This is a genomic window from Xenorhabdus sp. NBAII XenSa04 (genome assembly GCF_963866145.1).
Taxonomy (GTDB): Bacteria; Pseudomonadota; Gammaproteobacteria; order Enterobacterales; family Enterobacteriaceae; genus Xenorhabdus; species Xenorhabdus indica.
This window is the reverse complement of sequence record NZ_CAWMEB010000090.1, coordinates 106854-125505: the sequence shown is the minus strand read 5'-3', so window position 1 is coordinate 125505 and position 18652 is coordinate 106854. Positions and strand designations below refer to the sequence as shown.

14 protein-coding genes are annotated in these 18652 nt (G+C 44.7%); 12 read left to right on the top strand and 2 right to left on the bottom strand.

Going from position 1 to position 18652, the window contains the following annotated elements:
* Window positions 1-46: 46 nt before the first annotated feature.
* From thiB to thiQ, 3 genes are read left to right on the top strand one after another with little or no spacing between them, the layout of a single operon-like run.
* Window positions 47-1072: a thiamine ABC transporter substrate binding subunit gene (gene thiB, locus AAC147_RS05145; protein ID WP_072032486.1), complete on the top strand. Its 1026-nt coding sequence runs from the start codon at window positions 47-49 to the stop codon at window positions 1070-1072.
* Window positions 1048-2652, top strand: coding sequence for a thiamine/thiamine pyrophosphate ABC transporter permease ThiP (thiP, locus tag AAC147_RS05140; RefSeq protein WP_047679351.1), 1605 nt, complete (start codon window positions 1048-1050; stop codon window positions 2650-2652). Before thiB ends, thiP begins: the two co-directional genes overlap by 25 nt.
* A complete protein-coding gene (gene thiQ / locus AAC147_RS05135) occupies window positions 2645-3340 on the top strand; it encodes a thiamine ABC transporter ATP-binding protein ThiQ (RefSeq protein WP_047679349.1) in 696 nt (231 codons plus the stop codon). Before thiP ends, thiQ begins: the two co-directional genes overlap by 8 nt.
* Window positions 3341-3420: 80 nt before the next feature.
* On the opposite strand, the gene AAC147_RS05130 is transcribed toward thiQ, so the two are convergent.
* On the bottom strand, window positions 3421-4239 hold the full coding sequence (locus AAC147_RS05130; protein WP_047679347.1) for a hypothetical protein: 819 nt from the start codon (window positions 4237-4239) through the stop codon (window positions 3421-3423).
* Window positions 4240-4437: 198 nt separating this feature from the next.
* On the opposite strand from AAC147_RS05130, the gene AAC147_RS05125 reads away from it, so the two are divergent.
* The 3 genes from AAC147_RS05125 (at window position 4438) to rluA (ending at window position 10838) form a co-directional block, all read left to right on the top strand.
* Window positions 4438-6786: a DNA polymerase II gene (locus AAC147_RS05125; RefSeq protein ID WP_047679345.1), complete on the top strand. Its 2349-nt coding sequence runs from the start codon at window positions 4438-4440 to the stop codon at window positions 6784-6786.
* Between the two features lie 243 nt (window positions 6787-7029).
* Window positions 7030-9939 carry an RNA polymerase-associated protein RapA gene (gene rapA / locus AAC147_RS05120; RefSeq protein WP_047679343.1) on the top strand — a complete coding sequence of 970 codons (2910 nt, stop codon included), beginning with the start codon at window positions 7030-7032 and terminating at the stop codon, window positions 9937-9939.
* Between the two features lie 245 nt (window positions 9940-10184).
* A complete protein-coding gene (rluA, locus tag AAC147_RS05115; RefSeq protein WP_047679341.1) occupies window positions 10185-10838 on the top strand; it encodes a bifunctional tRNA pseudouridine(32) synthase/23S rRNA pseudouridine(746) synthase RluA in 654 nt (217 codons plus the stop codon).
* 53 nt (window positions 10839-10891) lie between these two features.
* On the opposite strand, the gene djlA is transcribed toward rluA, so the two are convergent.
* Entirely contained in the window at window positions 10892-11701 is an 810-nt protein-coding gene (gene djlA / locus AAC147_RS05110; RefSeq protein WP_047679339.1) for a co-chaperone DjlA, read from the bottom strand.
* A gap of 200 nt (window positions 11702-11901) precedes the next feature.
* Here djlA and lptD point away from each other — a divergent pair, with 200 nt between their 5' ends.
* The 6 genes from lptD to apaH all read left to right on the top strand — a co-directional run bounded on the left by lptD (window position 11902) and on the right by apaH (window position 18646).
* Window positions 11902-14247, top strand: a complete 2346-nt coding sequence (gene lptD / locus AAC147_RS05105) for an LPS assembly protein LptD (protein WP_047679337.1) — start codon at window positions 11902-11904, stop codon at window positions 14245-14247.
* A gap of 67 nt (window positions 14248-14314) precedes the next feature.
* Window positions 14315-15616: a peptidylprolyl isomerase SurA gene (gene surA, locus AAC147_RS05100; protein WP_047679335.1), complete on the top strand. Its 1302-nt coding sequence runs from the start codon at window positions 14315-14317 to the stop codon at window positions 15614-15616.
* Window positions 15606-16598 (top strand): 4-hydroxythreonine-4-phosphate dehydrogenase PdxA, encoded by a 993-nt coding sequence (pdxA, locus tag AAC147_RS05095; protein WP_197056354.1) that lies wholly within the window; start codon window positions 15606-15608, stop codon window positions 16596-16598. Before surA ends, pdxA begins: the two co-directional genes overlap by 11 nt.
* The gene (gene rsmA, locus AAC147_RS05090; protein WP_047679331.1) at window positions 16591-17406 is read left to right on the top strand and encodes a 16S rRNA (adenine(1518)-N(6)/adenine(1519)-N(6))-dimethyltransferase RsmA; all 816 of its coding nucleotides are present in this window, start codon (window positions 16591-16593) and stop codon (window positions 17404-17406) included. Before pdxA ends, rsmA begins: the two co-directional genes overlap by 8 nt.
* 35 nt (window positions 17407-17441) lie before the next feature.
* On the top strand, window positions 17442-17819 hold the full coding sequence (gene apaG, locus AAC147_RS05085) for a Co2+/Mg2+ efflux protein ApaG (protein WP_047679329.1): 378 nt from the start codon (window positions 17442-17444) through the stop codon (window positions 17817-17819).
* A gap of 2 nt (window positions 17820-17821) precedes the next feature.
* Window positions 17822-18646 (top strand): bis(5'-nucleosyl)-tetraphosphatase (symmetrical) ApaH, encoded by an 825-nt coding sequence (gene apaH / locus AAC147_RS05080; protein WP_047679327.1) that lies wholly within the window; start codon window positions 17822-17824, stop codon window positions 18644-18646.
* Window positions 18647-18652: the final 6 nt, after the last annotated feature.

Sequence of the window (18652 nt, the reverse complement as noted above, 5' to 3'; positions counted from 1 at the left end):
AATAACTATTTTTAATAACGATTATTAATAACTACAGGAGAGCAAAGTGTTTAATCATTTATTTTTCCGATTTATTGTGAGATTTATTGCGATAAGTGCATTATCGATTTCTGCATGTGCCTTTGCTCAGGCAGCACAAGCAAAGCCCATATTAACCGTTTACACTTATGATTCATTCGCTTCTGAGTGGGGCCCCGGCCCTGTTATTAAAAAAACTTTTGAAGCAGAATGTGATTGTGAATTGAAACTCGTCGCCCTGGAAGATGGTGTATCTTTGCTGAACCGTATAAGAATGGAAGGCAAAAAAGCATCGGCAGATGTTGTTCTGGGGTTAGATAATAACCTGATCCAAGCGGCCCAACAGACTGGATTATTCACTGCGAGCCGTGTTGATACAGCAAAGTTAAAATTGCCTGTCACATGGAATAACAATACCTTTATTCCGTATGATTACGGTTATTTTGCTTTTATTTACAACAAAAATACCTTACCTAATCCCCCCAAAAGCATGGAAGAGCTTATTAACAGCCACCAGAATTGGAAGATTATTTATCAGGACCCACGCACCAGTACTCCTGGATTAGGTTTTTTACTCTGGATACAAGATATCTATGGTGATAATGCTGCACCAAAGTGGCAGAAAATCGCCCAAAAAACACTGACTGTCACCAAAGGCTGGAGTGAAGCTTATGGGTTATTCCTGAAAGGTGAAGGGGATATGGTGCTTAGCTATACTACATCACCGGGCTATCACATCGTAGCCGAGAAAAAAGATAATTACGCTGCTGCTATATTCAACGAGGGACACTATTTACAAATTGAAGTCGCCGCCCAGTTGGCTTCCAGCAAACAGCCTGAACTGGCACAGAGATTCATGCAATTCATGGTTTCACCTGCATTCCAGCAAGCTATTCCGACCACCCAGTGGATGTATCCCGTGATTGATCTACCGCTGCCAGACGTTTTCAAACAACTGCCCGTGCCTGAGAAATCACTGCAATTCAATGCAGAAGAAGTGGCAAAACACCGTACACAATGGATCCGTACATGGCAAAGTGCTGTAAGCCGTTAATTGCGGGTTGGTTACTGCCGGGGGTAATTGCCTCCGGCTTGCTGCTTCTCATTGCCCTGTCAGCTTTCGGGGCACTTTGGGTTAACGCACCTGAAAGCCACTGGCAGATATTTTTGAGTGACAACTATCTGTGGCATGTCATTCGCTTTACTTTCTGGCAGGCGTTTTTGTCTGCTTCATTCTCAGTCATACCTGCCATATTTCTGGCAAGAGCACTCTATCGCCGTCACTTTCCGGGCAGAACGCTTTTTTTACGTCTATGCGCCATGACGCTGGTACTTCCTGTTTTAGTCGCCCTGTTTGGCATACTGACTGTTTATGGGCGTATTGGCTGGCTGGCTAATCTTTGCCAATGGATAGGGATTGAATACCGTTTTACCCCTTACGGCCTGCAAGGCATTTTGTTGGCACATATTTTCTTTAATATGCCAATGGCAACACGATTACTGCTCCAGTCGCTGGAAGGTATTGCAGTAGAACAACGGCAACTTGCAGCGCAGCTTGGTATGAATGAATGGCAACATTTTCGCTTTGTCGAATGGCCTTATCTACGCCGTCAGATCTTGCCAACGGCAGCACTGATTTTCATGCTGTGCTTTGCCAGTTTTGCTGCGGTACTCGCATTGGGAGGCGGTCCTTCTGCAACTACAATTGAACTCGCTATTTATCAGGCTATTAAGTATGACTACGATCTTGGTCAAGCGGCTCTGCTCGCGCTGATCCAACTCTTTTGCTGTCTTGGTCTGGTCTTGCTGAGCCAAAAGCTCAAAGGGGTTCTTTCGGTGGGGCACGGTTATCAACAACAATGGCGTAATCCACAGGATTCATGGCTGAAAAGGTTATGTGACGGATTGCTTATCACCACAGCATTGCTGTTTTTGCTCCCGCCTTTACTGGCCGTCATTGTGGATGGATTGAACAGTGCCGTGTTTGATGTTCTCAGTAAACCCGCCTTGTGGCAGGCTTTCACGACCTCCATAATTATCGCGCTAGGGGCGGGTTTCTTATGTGTTTTACTGACTATGATGCTGTTATGGAGCAGTCGTGAATTGCGCCTGCGCCATTTATCCCGTTGGGGGCAGGCAATGGAAAGCAGTGGATTATTGATTCTTGCTATGCCCGGTATTGTCCTTGCGACAGGCTTTTTTATTCTGCTGAATAATACTATTGGGTTGCCGGATTCCCCTTATGAACTGATTATCCTGACCAATGCGCTGATGGCAATTCCCTATGCTTTAAAAGTGCTGGATAATCCAATGCGTGATCTGGCTGAACGCTATAATCCGCTATGCCTCTCTCTCAATATTCAGGGTCTCCATCGCCTACGCTGGATTGAGCTTAAGGCGCTGAAAATCCCATTAGCGCAGGCACTGGCTTTCGCCAGTGTGCTGTCAATCGGGGATTTTGGGGTTGTCGCATTATTTGGAGACGAGAATTTCCGTACCTTGCCCTTCTACCTTTATCAACAAATCGGGGCATATCGCAGTCAAGATGGTGCTGTAACTGCATTTCTGCTACTACTTCTCTGTTTTATTTTATTTAGTGTTCTTGAACGATTACCGGGTCAACGCCATGATTAAACTTGAAAATGTTACTTATACCTATGAACAGATTGCTATGCGTTTCGACGTCAACGTCAAAGCCGGCGAACGTATTGCAATCCTCGGCCCTAGCGGAGCGGGTAAAAGCACATTATTAAGTTTAATGGCAGGATTTCAATTCGCAAAGAGTGGTGATATCTGGTTAGATAAGGAAAATCATACAAATACAGCACCTTCCAAACGGCCAGTATCCATGCTGTTTCAGGAAAATAATCTGTTTTCCCATTTAACCATTGAGCAGAATATTGGTTTGGGCTTACATCCCGGTCTTAAATTAAATGCTCAACAACGGCAGACGCTGCAACAAATTGCATCGCAAGTCTCACTGACAGAATATTTGAACCGCCTGCCCGCCCAACTTTCCGGTGGGCAGCGCCAACGCGCAGCGCTGGCTCGCTGTTTAGTACGTCAGCAACCTGTTTTATTACTGGATGAGCCTTTTTCAGCACTTGACCCCGCTTTACGTAATGAAATGCTGGCATTACTGGATCAGGTATGTCGTGACCGAAAACTCACTTTACTGATGGTATCCCATAATCTTGATGATGCCGCCAAAATCGCACCGCGTTCTCTGTTGATTGTGGATGGAACCATTCATTACGATGGTGCAACGGAGAAATTGGTGAATGGTGAAGCCCCTGAAGCGGGGATTTTGGGGATAATATAATTGATTATGTGTGCCGCAACTTCCTTTATTCGGTGTACTACAAAATCCGCTATACCACAAAGCCTCGCCTTTCAGAGGGATCAAAAAATATGAAATAATCGGGATAAGCCGTCATATCTATCTTCATCTACCTTTTCTTTTTCTTCCAGATGTACGGCATACTTGTCCCATATCAGGCATTTTTCCCCCACCCAGGGTGGAGTAGTGGGTTTGCCTCCCTCCCAAAACTGTACTTTTTTAGCGACTCTGGGATTGGCCCGGTGTCTGAACAACCATCTTAACTCTTTTCCAGTTATACTTTTTATATTTCCTCTTCTCTCTCCTTCTAAACTCACACTCACAAACTGATTACTATTTTTATTTGTGTTTATATCATCATTATTTATGTTTAGATCATACTTTCCAACGACGCTTTCCATATTAATACCGTCAAGTATGAAATGTATATGTATATCCAGAGTTAATTCATTATCACCCATGCTTATCCACGATATTCCACCTTTACATTTCCTTCCTACAAGTTTACGTCTGTATGTTGTGGATTCGGTCACACTTCGATATTTATTATCCAGATTTAGATGTCTAAAGAAGCTTTCTTCATATTTTTTGTAGTTATCATTTTCAATGTATTGGAATTCCTTATGAATATCACGGCATATTTTTACATGTTCCAGATTTTTTTCATCCATATTTTCAAGAAAATCAAACATATTTTCCAATTCTGAAGGAATTAAATAACTAGCAATCGTTACCGGAGGATAACCTTTATTATCATAATGTTTTTTTGTATCTTCAAAAAATTTGATTGTATGTTTATATCTCCTTATTATTTCACTAGATAACCCATATATTAAATCACCTTTATAAAACCTTTCTCTATAAGGAGGAATAAATGGCATATATTACCCCACTTAATACCCAATATATTTAAAATGATTTTTTATATCATCTGTTATTTAAAATAGTGTATTCATTAGTATAGTTTTTAAAATAAAAATACCCGATTAAGTAAAAATCCTGCCAACTGCTCCAAAAACAACTGTATAAATAAACATGAGATGCTATAATTCAGGTTATTGCCTTAATACCGAAATATTATGCAGATAAATCCTGTTGAACAAGGCTTCATCCTATCCCGTCACTGGAAAGATACGCCATCTGGTATCGAATTAGTGTATTGGTTAGCCACAGATAAAGGTAGCCAACGCATTATCATTCCTCACCAAAAAGCCATCGCTTTTTTCCCTCAACGTGATTTACATAAAGCGCAGCCTCTGCTGACTCAAGAGCGATCTTGTGAGTTCAAGACATTACCACTGAAAGATTTTAATCGCCAAGCTGTCTCCGCTTTGTATTGTTCGCAATATCGTCAATTACAACATTGGGAGAAAGTATTCAGGGAGCAGGGCATTCCGCTTTACGAAACTGATATCCGCCCTCCGGATCGTTTTATGATGGAACGTTTTATTACCGCTCCCGTCTGGTTTCATCAGAAGCCAGACGGGAGCTATCAGATGAAACCGAATCCTGATTATCGACCCAACTTGAAATGGGTTTCTCTGGATATCGAAACCAGCCAGCATGGCGAGTTGTATTCCATCGGTTTAGCAGGCTGTGGTGAGAAAACTGTGTTGATGCTAGGACCGGAAAATAGTGAAAAGCGAGAGCTGGATTTCAACCTGGAGTATGTTGCCGGCCGCCCACAACTGTTGGAAAAACTGAATGAATGGCTGAAAGTTTACGATCCCGATGCCATTATCGGTTGGAACCTGATCCAATTTGATTTAAAGGTGCTACAGCAACATAGCGAACGCTATAATATTCCTCTGCGATTTGGTCGTGGTGGTAGCCTGTTGGAATGGCGCGAGCACAGTTTTAAGTCTGGACACTTTTTTGCATCAACAGAAGGCCGTTTGATCATTGATGGTATTGATGCACTGAAAACAGCCACCTGGAATTTTCCCTCGTTTAGTCTTGAATATGTTGCTCAGGAGTTATTGGGAGAAGGGAAAGCCATTGATAGCCCTTATGATCGGATGGATGAAATTAACCGTCGCTTTCAGGAAGATAAACCTGCTCTCGCCCACTACAATTTGCAGGACTGTATTCTGGTCAACCGAATTTTTGAGAAAACAGATCTTATCGCCTTCTTGTTGGAACGAGCGACGGTAACAGGATTGGCTGCGGATCGGGCCGGAGGTTCTGTTGCCGCATTCACCCATCTTTATCTGCCGAAAATGCACCGTATGGGTTATGTCGCTCCTATTCAACCAACGGATTTCACGGATCACAGTCCAGGTGGTTTTGTGATGGATTCATTTCCGGGCTTGTATGATTCAGTGCTGGTATTGGATTACAAGAGTCTTTACCCTTCCATTATCCGTACTTTCCTTATCGATCCCGTCGGGATGGTAGAAGGCCTTGCCCATCCAGATAATAAACATTCTGTGCCCGGTTTCCGGCAAGCATTTTTTTCCCGTACACAGCACTGTCTGCCTGATATTGTCACGCAAATCTGGTATGAGCGTGATAAAGCCAAAAAACAGCAGAATGCCCCACTGGCTCAGGCTCTGAAGATTATTATGAATGCCTTCTATGGTGTACTCGGAGCCTCAGGCTGCCACTTTTTTGATTCACGCCTGACATCATCCATTACGATGCGTGGGCACCAGATTATGCATCAAACCCGCGATTTGCTTGAATCACAAGGGTATCAGGTTATTTATGGCGATACGGATTCCACGTTTGTCTGGCTGAAACGCCCTCATTCCGAAAAAGAGGCCAGCCTGATTGGTCACTCGCTGACACAGTTTGTCAATCAGTGGTGGAAAAATTATCTCAGAACCCAATTCAATCTTGAAAGCACACTGGAACTGGAATTTGAAACTCACTATCGGCGTTTTCTTATGCCGACAGTAAGGGGCACAGAGGAAGGCAGTAAAAAACGTTATGCGGGTTTGAGTGGCAACAAGATGGTATTCAAAGGATTGGAAACAGTAAGAAGCGACTGGACGCTATTAGCACAAACATTCCAGCAAGAGCTGTATTCCCTTATTTTTCATCAGCAACCTTATCAGGATTATATTCGTGATTATGTCGCCCGCACATTGGCAGGTGAATTTGATAAGCGACTGATTTATCGAAAACGGCTACGCCGAAAGCTGGCTGATTATCAGCGCAATGTTCCCCCTCATGTCAGGGCTGCACGTCTGGCTGATGAGTATAATCAGCAGAAAAATCGCCCATTGCAGTATCAAAATGGCGGTTGGATCAGCTATATCATCACACAATCCGGGCCTCAACCACTGGAAAATCTGACTTCACCGCCAGATTATGAACACTACATCAATAAGCAGATTATGCCGATTGCTGATGCTATCTTGCCATTTATTCGGGATGACTTTATAACCCTGTTGACGGGGCAAATGAACCTGTCTTTTGATTAATTGATATTTTTGCAGGTGACGACTTGCTCAGCTTGAATTAACATAACGTCCCTCTAAAGGGAAATGACCCTTTTATGAGCTATTTTTTCCGAAAAAAGTGATGAAAGGTGTCACTGAAACGAGTCAGAAAAGCTAGTCATAAAAACTAACCCTATCGATAACCAATGATGATCGATATCCAACAAAAGCAGCCATCCTGCAACCATAAATAACATTATCTAACAGAAAACTGAGCCAAAATTTATGCCATTTACTCTTGGTCAACGCTGGATAAGCGATACAGAAAGCGAACTTGGATTAGGTACAGTCGTGGCGCTTGACGCGCGCATGGTAACGCTGCTTTTTCCAGCCAGCGGAGAAAACCGCCTCTACTCACGCAATGATTCCCCTATTACCCGTGTTATGTTTAATGTAGGTGATACCGTGACCAGTCACGAAGGCTGGAAACTCAAGATCGATGAAGTTCAGCCAGAGAATGGCCTACTGATCTATGTCGGTACTCGTTTAGATACTGAAGAAGAAAATGTCAGCCTGCGGGAAGTGTTTCTGGATAGTAAGCTGACGTTTAACAAACCACAAGATCGCCTGTTTGCCGGTCAGATTGACCGAATGGATCGCTTTGCGTTGCGCTTCCGTGCCCGTAAGCATCAAAGCGAACAATTTCGTCTGGCAGAGAGTGGACTGCGTGGTATTCGTGCCAGCTTGATTCCTCATCAGTTACATATTGCCAACGAAGTCGGCAAGCGTCATGCTCCCCGCGTATTATTGGCAGATGAGGTCGGCTTGGGTAAGACCATCGAAGCCGGGATGATTATTCATCAACAATTGATGGCTGGCCGTGCAGAACGTGTATTGATCATTGTGCCAGATAGCCTCCAGCATCAATGGCTGGTGGAAATGCTGCGCCGTTTCAATCTGCGTTTCTCCCTGTTTGATGATGACCGTTATGCCGAAGCTCTGCACGATAGCGATAATCCATTTGAAACAGAACAATTGGTTATCTGCTCTCTGGATTTTGTTCGCCGCAACAAACAGCGCTTTGAGCATCTGCTGGAAGCAAGTTGGGATTTGATGGTCGTAGATGAGGCCCATCATCTGGCATGGAGTGAGCAAGCGCCAAGCCGTGAATATCATGTTATCGAGCAATTGTCAGAGCAAATTCCATCTGTACTGCTGCTGACCGCAACGCCAGAGCAATTGGGGCAGGAAAGCCATTTTGCCCGTTTGCGTCTCCTCGATCCGAATCGTTTCCACGATTATCAGGCTTTTATCAATGAACAACAAAAGTACCGCCCAGTTGCTGATGCGGTAACTCTGTTACTATCCGGCGAGGTACTAAGCAATGACCAGCAAAACCTGATTGTTGAACTGATCAGTGAGCAAGATATTGAACCTCTGCTGAAAGCGGCTAACAGTAACCAGGATGAAGAGAGTGAGAACGCCCGCCGTGAGTTGATCTCTATGTTAATGGATCGCCACGGCACCAGCCGCCTGCTGTTTCGTAATACCCGTGGTGGCGTGAAAGGCTTCCCGCACCGTGAACTGCACGAAATTAAGCTGCCATTGCCAGCTCAATATCAGACTGCCATTAAAGTGTCTGAAATTATGGGGGCAAAAAAATCGGTAGAAGCACGCGCCAAAGATATGCTTTATCCAGAGCGGATCTATCAGGAGTTTGAAGGCGAAAACGCGACCTGGTGGAACTTTGACCCTCGTGTGGAATGGCTGCTTGGCTTCCTGCTGGCAAATCGCGATGAAAAAGTGCTGGTGATCTGCGCCAAAGCACAAACCGCTCTGCAATTAGAACAGGTTCTGCGTGAACGTGAAGGTATCCGCAGTGCAGTATTCCATGAAGGACTCTCCCTGCTGGAGCGCGACCGTGCCGCTGCTTACTTTGCTTCTGAAGAAGAAGGAGCACAAGTGCTGCTCTGTTCTGAAATCGGTTCCGAAGGTCGTAACTTCCAGTTCGCTAATCAGCTCGTGATGTTCGATCTGCCTTTCAATCCTGATTTGCTGGAACAACGTATCGGTCGTCTGGATCGTATTGGTCAAAGCCGCAATATCAAGATCAGCGTTCCTTATCTGGAAAGCACCGCGCAATCTGTCCTGCTGTGCTGGTATCACGAAGGCCTGGATGCTTTTGAACACACCTGCCCGACAGGCCGTTCCATCTATGACAAATATTATGAAACATTGTTGAACTTCCTTGCCAAACCCAATGAGCAAACAGGCTTCCAAGAGTTTATTACCGAATGTCGCGAACACCACGAGAAACTCAAACAACAATTGGAGCAAGGCCGTGACCGTCTGCTGGAGATGAATTCCAACGGTGGCGAGCAAGGACAAAAACTGGCTGAAATTATTGCCGCACAGGATAATAATACTGATCTGGTGAATTTTGCTCTGAATCTGTTTGATATCATTGGTATTAATCAAGAAGACCGCAACGATAATATTATCGTCCTCAATCCCTCTGATCACATGTTAGTGCCTGATTTCCCAGGGTTGCCGCAGGATGGATGTTCTGTCACGTTTGATCGTGAAAAAGCGCTGTCCCGTGAAGATACGCAATTCTTAAGCTGGGAACACCCAATCATCCGTAATGGTTTGGATCTTATCCTGTCAGGAGATACCGGAAGCTGTGCTGTTTCTATCCTGAAAAACAAAGCACTGCCAGTTGGCACACTGTTGGTTGAGTTAATTTATGTTGTCGAAGCTCAGGCACCGAAACATCTGCAATTAACCCGTTTTCTGCCGCCAACACCATTGCGCTTGTTGATGGATCTGAAAGGCACTAACCTGGCATCTCAGGTAGAGTTTGAAGGTTTTAACCGTCAGTTGAATGCCATCAACCGCCATAATGCCAGCAAGTTGGTTAATGCAGTTCAAAAAGAAGTTCATGCTATTTTGCAACAATCTGAGCCCTTGATTGAGCAACAGGCGCGTGAAGTGATCGAAAAAGCGAAAAAAGAAGCTGATGAAGTATTGTCCGCTGAGTTGTCACGTCTGGAAGCATTAAAAGCGGTTAACCCGAACATCCGTGATGATGAGCTGGAAGCGATTAAGTCTGAGCATAAACATTTACTGCTGAACCTTGATCAGGCAAACTGGCGTCTGGATGCTATCCGCCTGGTCGTAGTATCTCACCAGTAAATAACTATTGACCGGCAACTGACGATCAATCACGGCTCATTAATAAGTCGTTATCAATAACACTTATTTTGCAACTAAGGGATATCCTCAAAGAGATATCCCTTAGTTTTTTACTTACTGTTGTCTTATCTGTTTGATCTTGGGTCAGTTCACGTTATTTTGATCTCACACCCTCAATCATATACTGCTAGAATGCGCCCCGTTATTTTTCTGAGCAAATTTTTTCCGAACCCATTGGAGCTACTATGCTGGAGTCTTATAATCCCCCAACTGACCCTTGGTTACATGTGCTTTATCAGGATGAACACATTATGGTTGTCAATAAACCGAGCGGGTTGCTTTCTGTGCCGGGTAAAGCAGAGGAGCACAAAGACAGTATCATGACGAGGATCCAGGCTGAATTTCCAACCGCAGAATCTGTTCACCGATTGGATATGGCAACCAGTGGTATCATGGTGGTTGCATTAACCAAAGCGGCAGAGCGTGAACTCAAACGGCAATTCCGTGAGCGTGAACCGAAAAAAGTCTATATCGCACGCATTTGGGGAAAATTGGAACAGGAACAAGGGCTGGTTGATTTACCGCTGATCTGCGACTGGCCAAACCGACCAAAACAAAAGGTCTGCTTTGAAACGGGAAAATCGGCACAGACAGAATATCAGGTACTTGAATATGAAGCTCAGGCAACCCGCGTCAGACTGGCTCCTATCACTGGACGCTCCCATCAGCTTCGCGTACATATGTTGGCACTGGGAAATCCTATTCTGGGAGATCGGTTCTATGCCCATCAGCAGGCCAGGGAACTGGCCCCCCGCCTGCAATTACATGCTCAGGAGCTATCGATCACTCATCCGGCCTACAGCTCTCCAATGCATTTTGAGTGTAAGGCTGACTTCTGATTGCGGCTATTTATCTTCAATGACTACGATTTATTTTTTATTGGCAATAACGATTACTTGAAGCCTTTCTCTTTTTTAATCAAATCGTAAGCGGATTGAATAGACTGTGTTTTTTGTTTGGCAATTTCCATCATTTCTGGTGGTAAACCTTTTGCCACCAGCTTATCGGGATGGTGTTCACTCATCAGTTTCCGATAAGCCCGTTTAATCGTTGTAGCATCATCATTTTGGTTAACACCCAACACCTTACACGCATCTTCCAACGTCGCCCGTTGTTGACCAGGCCCCTGATAATGACCATGCTGCTGGTATTGTCCGCCGAAATGGCGTCCCCCTTCCATCATGGCAAGAAATTGTTCAAATTGGATGCGGGAAATTCCCAGTTCTTCCGCGATCACAAACAGCACTTTTCTTTCATTCGGATGCAGCTCACCATCAGCAAATGCAGCTTGAAGCTGAATTTCGAGAAACATTCTGACCAAATCAAAGCGTCCAAAGCAGGCTCGACGAAGTTGTCTCAATGTCTCACGCAGTGGAAATTCAGGATGTTTACCTTCGCGAAATGCCCGCTGCGCTGCAATCCGTGCCTCACCATGCAGTTGCATTCTATCCATAAGCTGACTGGCTAGCTGGATATCCGTTTCAGTCACCCGACCTTTCGATTTGGTCAGATGTCCCAATATCTGAAAGGTACTACGGAAAAACAGTGCTTGTCGGGATGGATTTTTGGCTGGCGTTCCCTGATTGCGTATTCTGATTTTGTCAAGAATGTGCCCTAGCAATACCCCAATAACAATGCCCCAGAAACCGGCACCAGACGCAATACCAAATATTAACCCTAATAATTTTCCCCAATACTGCATATACTCTTCAATTCCTCAATGCCCTGAGCGAAATTTTGCATTATCATACTGTTCATCATTATCATACTATTCATTAAGCTCTGTGCCTAACAGCAAGATTAGTGATATTTAACTTTACTCTGGCGCATATCTATCAAGTGCGTTAGTCTCTCAGCGTTTGTCGGCGTGATGCCACTGATGATGGAACCGCATAAGCATCTATGAATAAAAGTTACCCCACTTTGCTAGCCACTATGGTATGGGCAGCACTTTACAGTCAGCAAGCACACGCTGACCTTGCAGCACAGTGTATGCTGGGCGTCCCTGTTTACGACAAACCCATTATTACAGGGGACCCTAATAAACTCCCGATTCATATTCAGTCTGATGATACCCATGGTGAATATCCCACCGCGGTTGAATTTGTCGGCAATGTAGATATCCAACAAGGCAACAAAACGCTGACAGCCGACAGAGTCAGGTTCGAACAAACAGAAGAGTCAGTTCCGGTACGGACTATTACCGCCACAGGGAATGTCAGATATGATGACCCCCAAATTATCCTGAAAGGACCACGAGCCTGGTCTAACTTAACCACCAAAGACACAGACGTGGAACAAGGCAAGTACCAAATGGTCGGCCGTCAGGGACGTGGCAACGCTGATAAGATGATGCTGCGCAATGAAAACCGCTATACCATTTTAAATAATGGAGTATTCACTTCCTGTCTGCCGGGCAATGATAGCTGGAGTGTTGTGGGTTCAGAAGTCATTCTGGATCGTCAGGAAGAAGTGGCTGAGATTTGGAATGCTCGATTCAGAGTTGCCAATGTCCCCGTATTTTATACCCCTTACCTGCAACTGCCGATTGGTGATAAACGCCGCTCTGGTTTTTTGATCCCTAATGCCAGTTTTTCCAATAAAAACGGCATCCAGTTCTTGTTACCTTACTACTGGAACATTGCCCCTAATTATGATGCGACCATTACTCCACATCTGATCAGCAAACGTGGGCTAAAGTTTAATAATGAATTCCGTTACTTAACCAAAGCAGGTTCGGGAACTGTCGCATTGGATTGGATTGGTAATGACCGCCTGTACGCAGATGATAAAAAATTCAATCTCAGACCTGAACGGGACAGCAACAACCGCTGGTTATTTTACTGGAACCACAGCGGTGTCATGAACCAGGTTTGGCGTTTCAGTGCCGAATATACTAAGGTCAGCGATCCTCACTATTTTACTGATTTCAACTCTCAATACGGTACTAGTACTGACGGCTATGCGACACAAAAATTCAGTATTGGTTATGCGCAACAGAACTGGAATGCAACCTTAACAACCAAGCAATTTCAGATTTTTACCGCCAGTGATAGCAGAAAAGCTTACCGTGCGACACCTCAGTTGGATCTGAATTATTATAAGAATGATTTGGGGCCATTTGATTTCCGCACTTATGCGCAATTTGCCAAATTTACTAGCGTAGGCAAAGATCAGCCAAATGCAATTCGCTGGCATCTGGAACCATCCATTAATCTGCCGCTTTCCAATCACTGGGCGAGCCTCAATAATGAAGTTAAGTTGATGGCAACCTATTATCAGCAAGATATTCCTGCTGCTCAAAAAAATTCTCAATTAGAAAAATCAGCAAGCCGCGTTCTGCCACAATTTAAATCGGATGCGAAGATGGTGTTTGAACGCGCCATGTCTTTTAATCCGGCTTATACCCAGACACTGGAACCTCGCGTCCAGTATCTCTACGTTCCTTATAAGAGCCAGAATCACATTTACAACTATGATTCTTCTTTGCTGCAAGCCAACTATACTGGCTTGTTCCGTGACCGTTTCTACAGTGGTCTGGATCGCATTTCATCAGCCAACCAGTTTACAAGCGGTATCACTACCCGCATCTATGATGAAGATTTAGTTGAACGTTTTAGTCTGTCTGTAGGTCAAATCTATTACTTTGAAGCTCCGCGAGTTAAAGATATAGAGCCTACTCAGGCCAGCCAAGGTACCGTTGGTACTAAGAAAAGAACAGGGCCTACAACCTGGGCTGGTGATGTTGAATGGAAAATCAGCTCATCATGGGGATTCAAAGGTGGAGTTCAGTACGATACCCGCCTGAGCAAAGTCGCAATGGGTAATTCGGTAGTGGAATACCGACGTGATGCTGACCGTCTGATACAATTAAACTATCGCTTTGTTGATCGCGATTATATCCAGGCCACCCTCAGGAGCGCTCCGGCATACCAGCAGGGCATTTCTCAGGTAGGTATGGTAGGAAGTTGGCCGTTAGGTGATCGTTGGGCGCTCGTGGGAGCGTATTACTACGATACTAAAGAAAAGCAACCTGCCAGCAAGATGGTTGGTATGCAATATAGTACCTGTTGCTGGGCTGTAAATGTCGGTTATGAACGTAAGATCGTAAACTGGAAGAACAACCAAAGTGAATATGACAACAAATGGTCACTCAATGTTGAACTCCGTGGCTTAAGCAATAATTACAGTTTAGGTAGCCTGAAGATGCTGCAACAAGGTATTTTGCCTTATCAACGTGCTTTCTGATACCAATTAAACACAATGTAAACACAATAACCCCGTCTTATGGCGGGATTGATATGATGGGAAACATATGAAGAACTGGAGAACGATTATTCTCGGGTTGATGTTTGCAATGAACACTGCCGCAATTGCAGCTCCGCAGGAACTCAATAAGGTTGCTGCCATTGTTAATAACGATGTCGTACTGGAAAGTGACGTCAACAACCTTTTAGAATCCGTTAAAATCAACGCAAAACAAGCTGGTCAACAAATACCAGATGGGAAAGCATTGCGTCACCAGATCCTTGAACGTCTGATTATGGATGACATCATTCTGCAAATGGCAACACGGATGCAGCTTTCCGTCCCTGAAAAGGACGTGGATTCTGCTATCGAAAATATTGCTGCGCAGAATCATCTGAGCGTTGCTCAACTGAAACAACGTCTGGCTACGGACGGTATGAATTTCGATACCTACCGCAATCAAATCCGCAAAGAGATGTTGATTGCAGAAGTACGTAATAACGAAGTACGCCGTCGTGTTTCTATCCTGCCACAAGAAGTTGATTCTATAGCTAATCAGCTCAGTAGCCATGATAATCAGAATACTGAATTGAATATCAGCCAAATTTTGATCCCTCTGCCAGAAAATCCGACGCCTGCTCAGGTCGAAAAAGCAGAAGCTACTGTAAACAAAATTTTGTCTGAACTTAAGAGCGGCAGCGATTTCGGTAAACTGGCTATCACCTACTCCAGCGATACACAAGCCTTAAAAGGCGGCAATATGGGCTGGAACAAATTACAAGAGCTGCCATCACTATTTGCTGAAAAACTCCAGCCAGCTCAGAGAGGACAGGTGATTGGCCCAATCCGTTCTGGTGTGGGTTTTCACATTCTGAAAGTGAATGACATCCGTGGCGGCAATGCATCCGTTGCAGTTACTGAAGTCAATGCTCGTCATATCCTGCTAAAAACATCACCTGTTATGAATGATGATCAGGCCCGCGATAAATTGAGACAGATCCGGGAAGAGATCTTAAGCGGCAAAACTACCTTCGAAAAAGCAGCAAAAGAGTATTCTGAAGATCCGGGTTCTGCCCTGCGTGGCGGTGAACTAGGCTGGAATTTACCAAGTACTTATGCTCCTGCTTTTCGCGATGCTTTGGTTAAACTCCAGAAAGGTGAAATCAGTCAACCCGTTCACTCTTCTTTCGGCTGGCATTTAATCCAATTGCTGGATACCCGCAAAGTAGACAAAACTGATGTTGCACAAAAAGATCGTGCCTACCGATTACTGTTCAACCGTAAATTTAATGAAGAAGCGCAAACCTGGCTCCAGGAATTACGCGCCTCCGCTTATGTGAAAATTTTAGATGGCAGCGATGCACAATAATAAACCCATCATTATTACCCCCGGCGAACCAGCCGGGGTTGGTCCTGATTTAGTTATTGCCCTTGCACAATTTGAATGGCCTATCCAACTGGTTGTGTGCGCCGATCCTGAGCTTATGCTTTCTCGTGCCAGGCAACTGAATCTTCCACTGCAATTACAACCTTATGCTCCTGAACACTCATCTTCCTCACAGCCTGCCGGAACACTGACCATTCTGCCCGTTTCTCTCCATACTCCGGCTATTGCTGGCGAATTAAACCGAGAAAATGGTAGTTATGTCACAGAAACACTGGCAAAAGCCTGCGATGGTTGCTTGAGTGGCAAGTTTTCAGCACTGGTGACAGGCCCGGTTCATAAAGGCGTTATCAATGATGCAGGGATAGCCTTCACCGGACATACTGAATTTTTTGCTGATCTTAGCCAATGTTCAAAAGTCGTTATGATGTTGGCGACAGAAGAATTACGGGTAGCATTGGCGACAACACATTTGCCCATTTTGGACGTTCCTAAAGCGATTACCTTTGATTCTCTGCGGGAAGTGGTGACTATCCTCAACCATGACCTGAAAACCAAATTCGGTATCCAGCGCCCTCATATTTATGTTTGTGGCTTAAATCCTCATGCTGGTGAAGGTGGACATATGGGGCGTGAAGAGATAGATGTAATTATTCCGGCATTAGACAGCTTAAGGGAAGAAGGTATTTGGCTGGAAGGCCCATTGCCTGCCGATACTCTGTTTCAGGCAAAATATCTGGATCATGCTGATGCTGTGCTTTCTATGTATCACGATCAGGGGCTGCCCGTGTTAAAATACCAAGGTTTTGGCAGGGCCGTGAATATTACTTTGGGGCTGCCATTCATTCGAACTTCTGTCGATCATGGCACAGCATTGGAGCTGGCAGGGACAGGTCAAGCTGATGTGGGAAGTTTTATCACCGCATTGAATTTAGCAATTAAAATGATACAAAACAGTAATGAATAATAAAGTCCACCAAGGGCATCATGCCCGTAAACGCTTTGGGCAAAATTTCTTAACCGACCAGTTTATTATTGATAGCATTGTCGATGCTATGAATCCACAGCCTGGGCAGGCTATGGTAGAAATTGGGCCGGGTCTGGGAGCCCTGACCGAACCGGTCGGTGAGCGTATGGATAAATTGACTGTCGTCGAACTTGACCGTGATCTGGCGGCTCGTTTACACGTCCATCCCAAATTGAAAGACAAGCTGACTATTATTCAGCAGGATGCCATGACCGTTGATTTTGGTCAGATTGCTAAAGCGCAAGGGCAGCCTCTGCGTGTATTTGGTAACTTGCCCTATAACATCTCTACTCCGTTGATGTTTCATCTTTTCAGCTATACTGATGCTATTGCTGATATGAATTTTATGTTGCAAAAAGAAGTAGTGAATCGTCTTGTTGCAGGGCCTGGCAGTAAAGCCTACGGGCGTTTAAGTGTAATGGCGCAGTATTACTGCCACGTAATCCCTGTTCTTGAAGTACCACCTACAGCATTTACCCCGGCTCCAAAAGTGGATTCAGCCATCGTACGGTTAATCCCTCATAAGCTTATACCTTATCCGGTTCAGGATATTCGCAAGTTAGCCCGGATCACCACCCAAGCATTTAATCAACGACGCAAAACTATCCGTAATAGCCTGAGTGATCTATTTTCAGTTGAACAGCTATCTGAGTTGGGAATCGATCCGAGCACACGAGCTGAAAATATTTCGGTCGAACAATACTGTAAGATGGCTAACTGGTTATCGTCTCAACCTGAAACGGTCTAATTACCGAACATCCGTTGCAGTAACAGGAGGCAGCTATGCTCAACGAACCAAGAGTTTATATTCAAGTTCAAAGCACTTACGTAGAAAGCCAATCAGAGCCGGAACGGCAACGTTTTGTGTTTGCTTACACAATATCAATTCGCAATCTTGGGCATTTCCCGGTGCAACTCATTAGTCGTTACTGGCGTATTACCAACAGTAATGGTCACCAAACAGAGGTTCAGGGAGAAGGGGTTGTGGGAAAACAACCTGTAATCCCACCCGGAACGGAATATCGCTACAATAGCGGAACTGTTCTTGAAACACCTTTGGGGACAATGGAAGGTCACTATGAGATGATTGATCACAGTGGTCAACCGTTTCGTGCGATTATTCCGGTGTTCCGATTGGCTATTCCAACACTGATAAATTAACTATGGCTACATACCTTATCGGCGATATTCATGGCTGTTATCGTGAGCTGATTGCGCTCTTACAACAGGTCGATTTTCATCCTGACAAAGATACGTTATGGCTAACGGGGGATTTAGTCGCCCGTGGCCCTGATTCACTAGCTGTTCTGCGCTATGTTAAACAGCTTGGTTCCGCCGCTAAGCTGGTTTTAGGCAATCATGATCTGCATTTGCTGGCTGTGTATAACAAGATCAGCCGCAATAAATCCAAAGATCAATTGGATGAGTTGCTTGCTGCTCCAGATATTGATGAGTTAGTTAATTGGTTAAGAAAACAGCCGGTATTACAGATCGATGATGAACTTAAGCTGGTCATGACACATGCAGGGCTGACCCCGCAATGGGATCTGGATACAGCCAAAATGTGTGCCCGTGAAGTGGAAGCGATTCTGTGCAGTGACAGTTATCCCCTGTTTCTTAACGCTATGTATGGTGATATGCCCAATAGCTGGTCACCCAAATTAAGTGGATTAACACGGTTGCGCTACAGTACTAACGTATTAACACGAATGCGCTATTGTTTCCCGAATGGCCAGCTAGATATGATTTGCAAGTCTAAACCTGAAAATGCGCCAGCTCCACTGAAACCCTGGTTTGAATTACCACGCAATATCCCTGAGGATTATTCCATTGCGTTCGGACACTGGGCGGCACTCGAAGGTCGGGGGACGCCTGCCGGTATCTATGCTTTGGATACAGGTTGTTGTTGGGGAGGCAAACTGACTCTTTTACGTTGGGAAGATAAGCAGTATTTCAGCCAACCAGCCTTGGTTATAGCTTCAGATTGATTAGAC

What these genes read in the sequence shown, in the direction of transcription:
- djlA (WP_047679339.1), bottom strand. Translation starts at nt 11,701, where the DNA reads ATGCAGTATTGGGGAAAATTATTAGGGTTAATATTTGGTATTGCGTCT.
- thiP (WP_047679351.1), top strand. Translation starts at nt 1,048, where the DNA reads ATGGCAAAGTGCTGTAAGCCGTTAATTGCGGGTTGGTTACTGCCGGGG.
- rluA (WP_047679341.1), top strand. Translation starts at nt 10,185, where the DNA reads ATGCTGGAGTCTTATAATCCCCCAACTGACCCTTGGTTACATGTGCTT.
- thiQ (WP_047679349.1), top strand. Translation starts at nt 2,645, where the DNA reads ATGATTAAACTTGAAAATGTTACTTATACCTATGAACAGATTGCTATG.
- AAC147_RS05130 (WP_047679347.1), bottom strand. Translation starts at nt 4,239, where the DNA reads ATGCCATTTATTCCTCCTTATAGAGAAAGGTTTTATAAAGGTGATTTA.
- rsmA (WP_047679331.1), top strand. Translation starts at nt 16,591, where the DNA reads ATGAATAATAAAGTCCACCAAGGGCATCATGCCCGTAAACGCTTTGGG.
- apaH (WP_047679327.1), top strand. Translation starts at nt 17,822, where the DNA reads ATGGCTACATACCTTATCGGCGATATTCATGGCTGTTATCGTGAGCTG.
- surA (WP_047679335.1), top strand. Translation starts at nt 14,315, where the DNA reads ATGAAGAACTGGAGAACGATTATTCTCGGGTTGATGTTTGCAATGAAC.
- rapA (WP_047679343.1), top strand. Translation starts at nt 7,030, where the DNA reads ATGCCATTTACTCTTGGTCAACGCTGGATAAGCGATACAGAAAGCGAA.
- lptD (WP_047679337.1), top strand. Translation starts at nt 11,902, where the DNA reads ATGAATAAAAGTTACCCCACTTTGCTAGCCACTATGGTATGGGCAGCA.
- pdxA (WP_197056354.1), top strand. Translation starts at nt 15,606, where the DNA reads ATGCACAATAATAAACCCATCATTATTACCCCCGGCGAACCAGCCGGG.
- apaG (WP_047679329.1), top strand. Translation starts at nt 17,442, where the DNA reads ATGCTCAACGAACCAAGAGTTTATATTCAAGTTCAAAGCACTTACGTA.
- AAC147_RS05125 (WP_047679345.1), top strand. Translation starts at nt 4,438, where the DNA reads ATGCAGATAAATCCTGTTGAACAAGGCTTCATCCTATCCCGTCACTGG.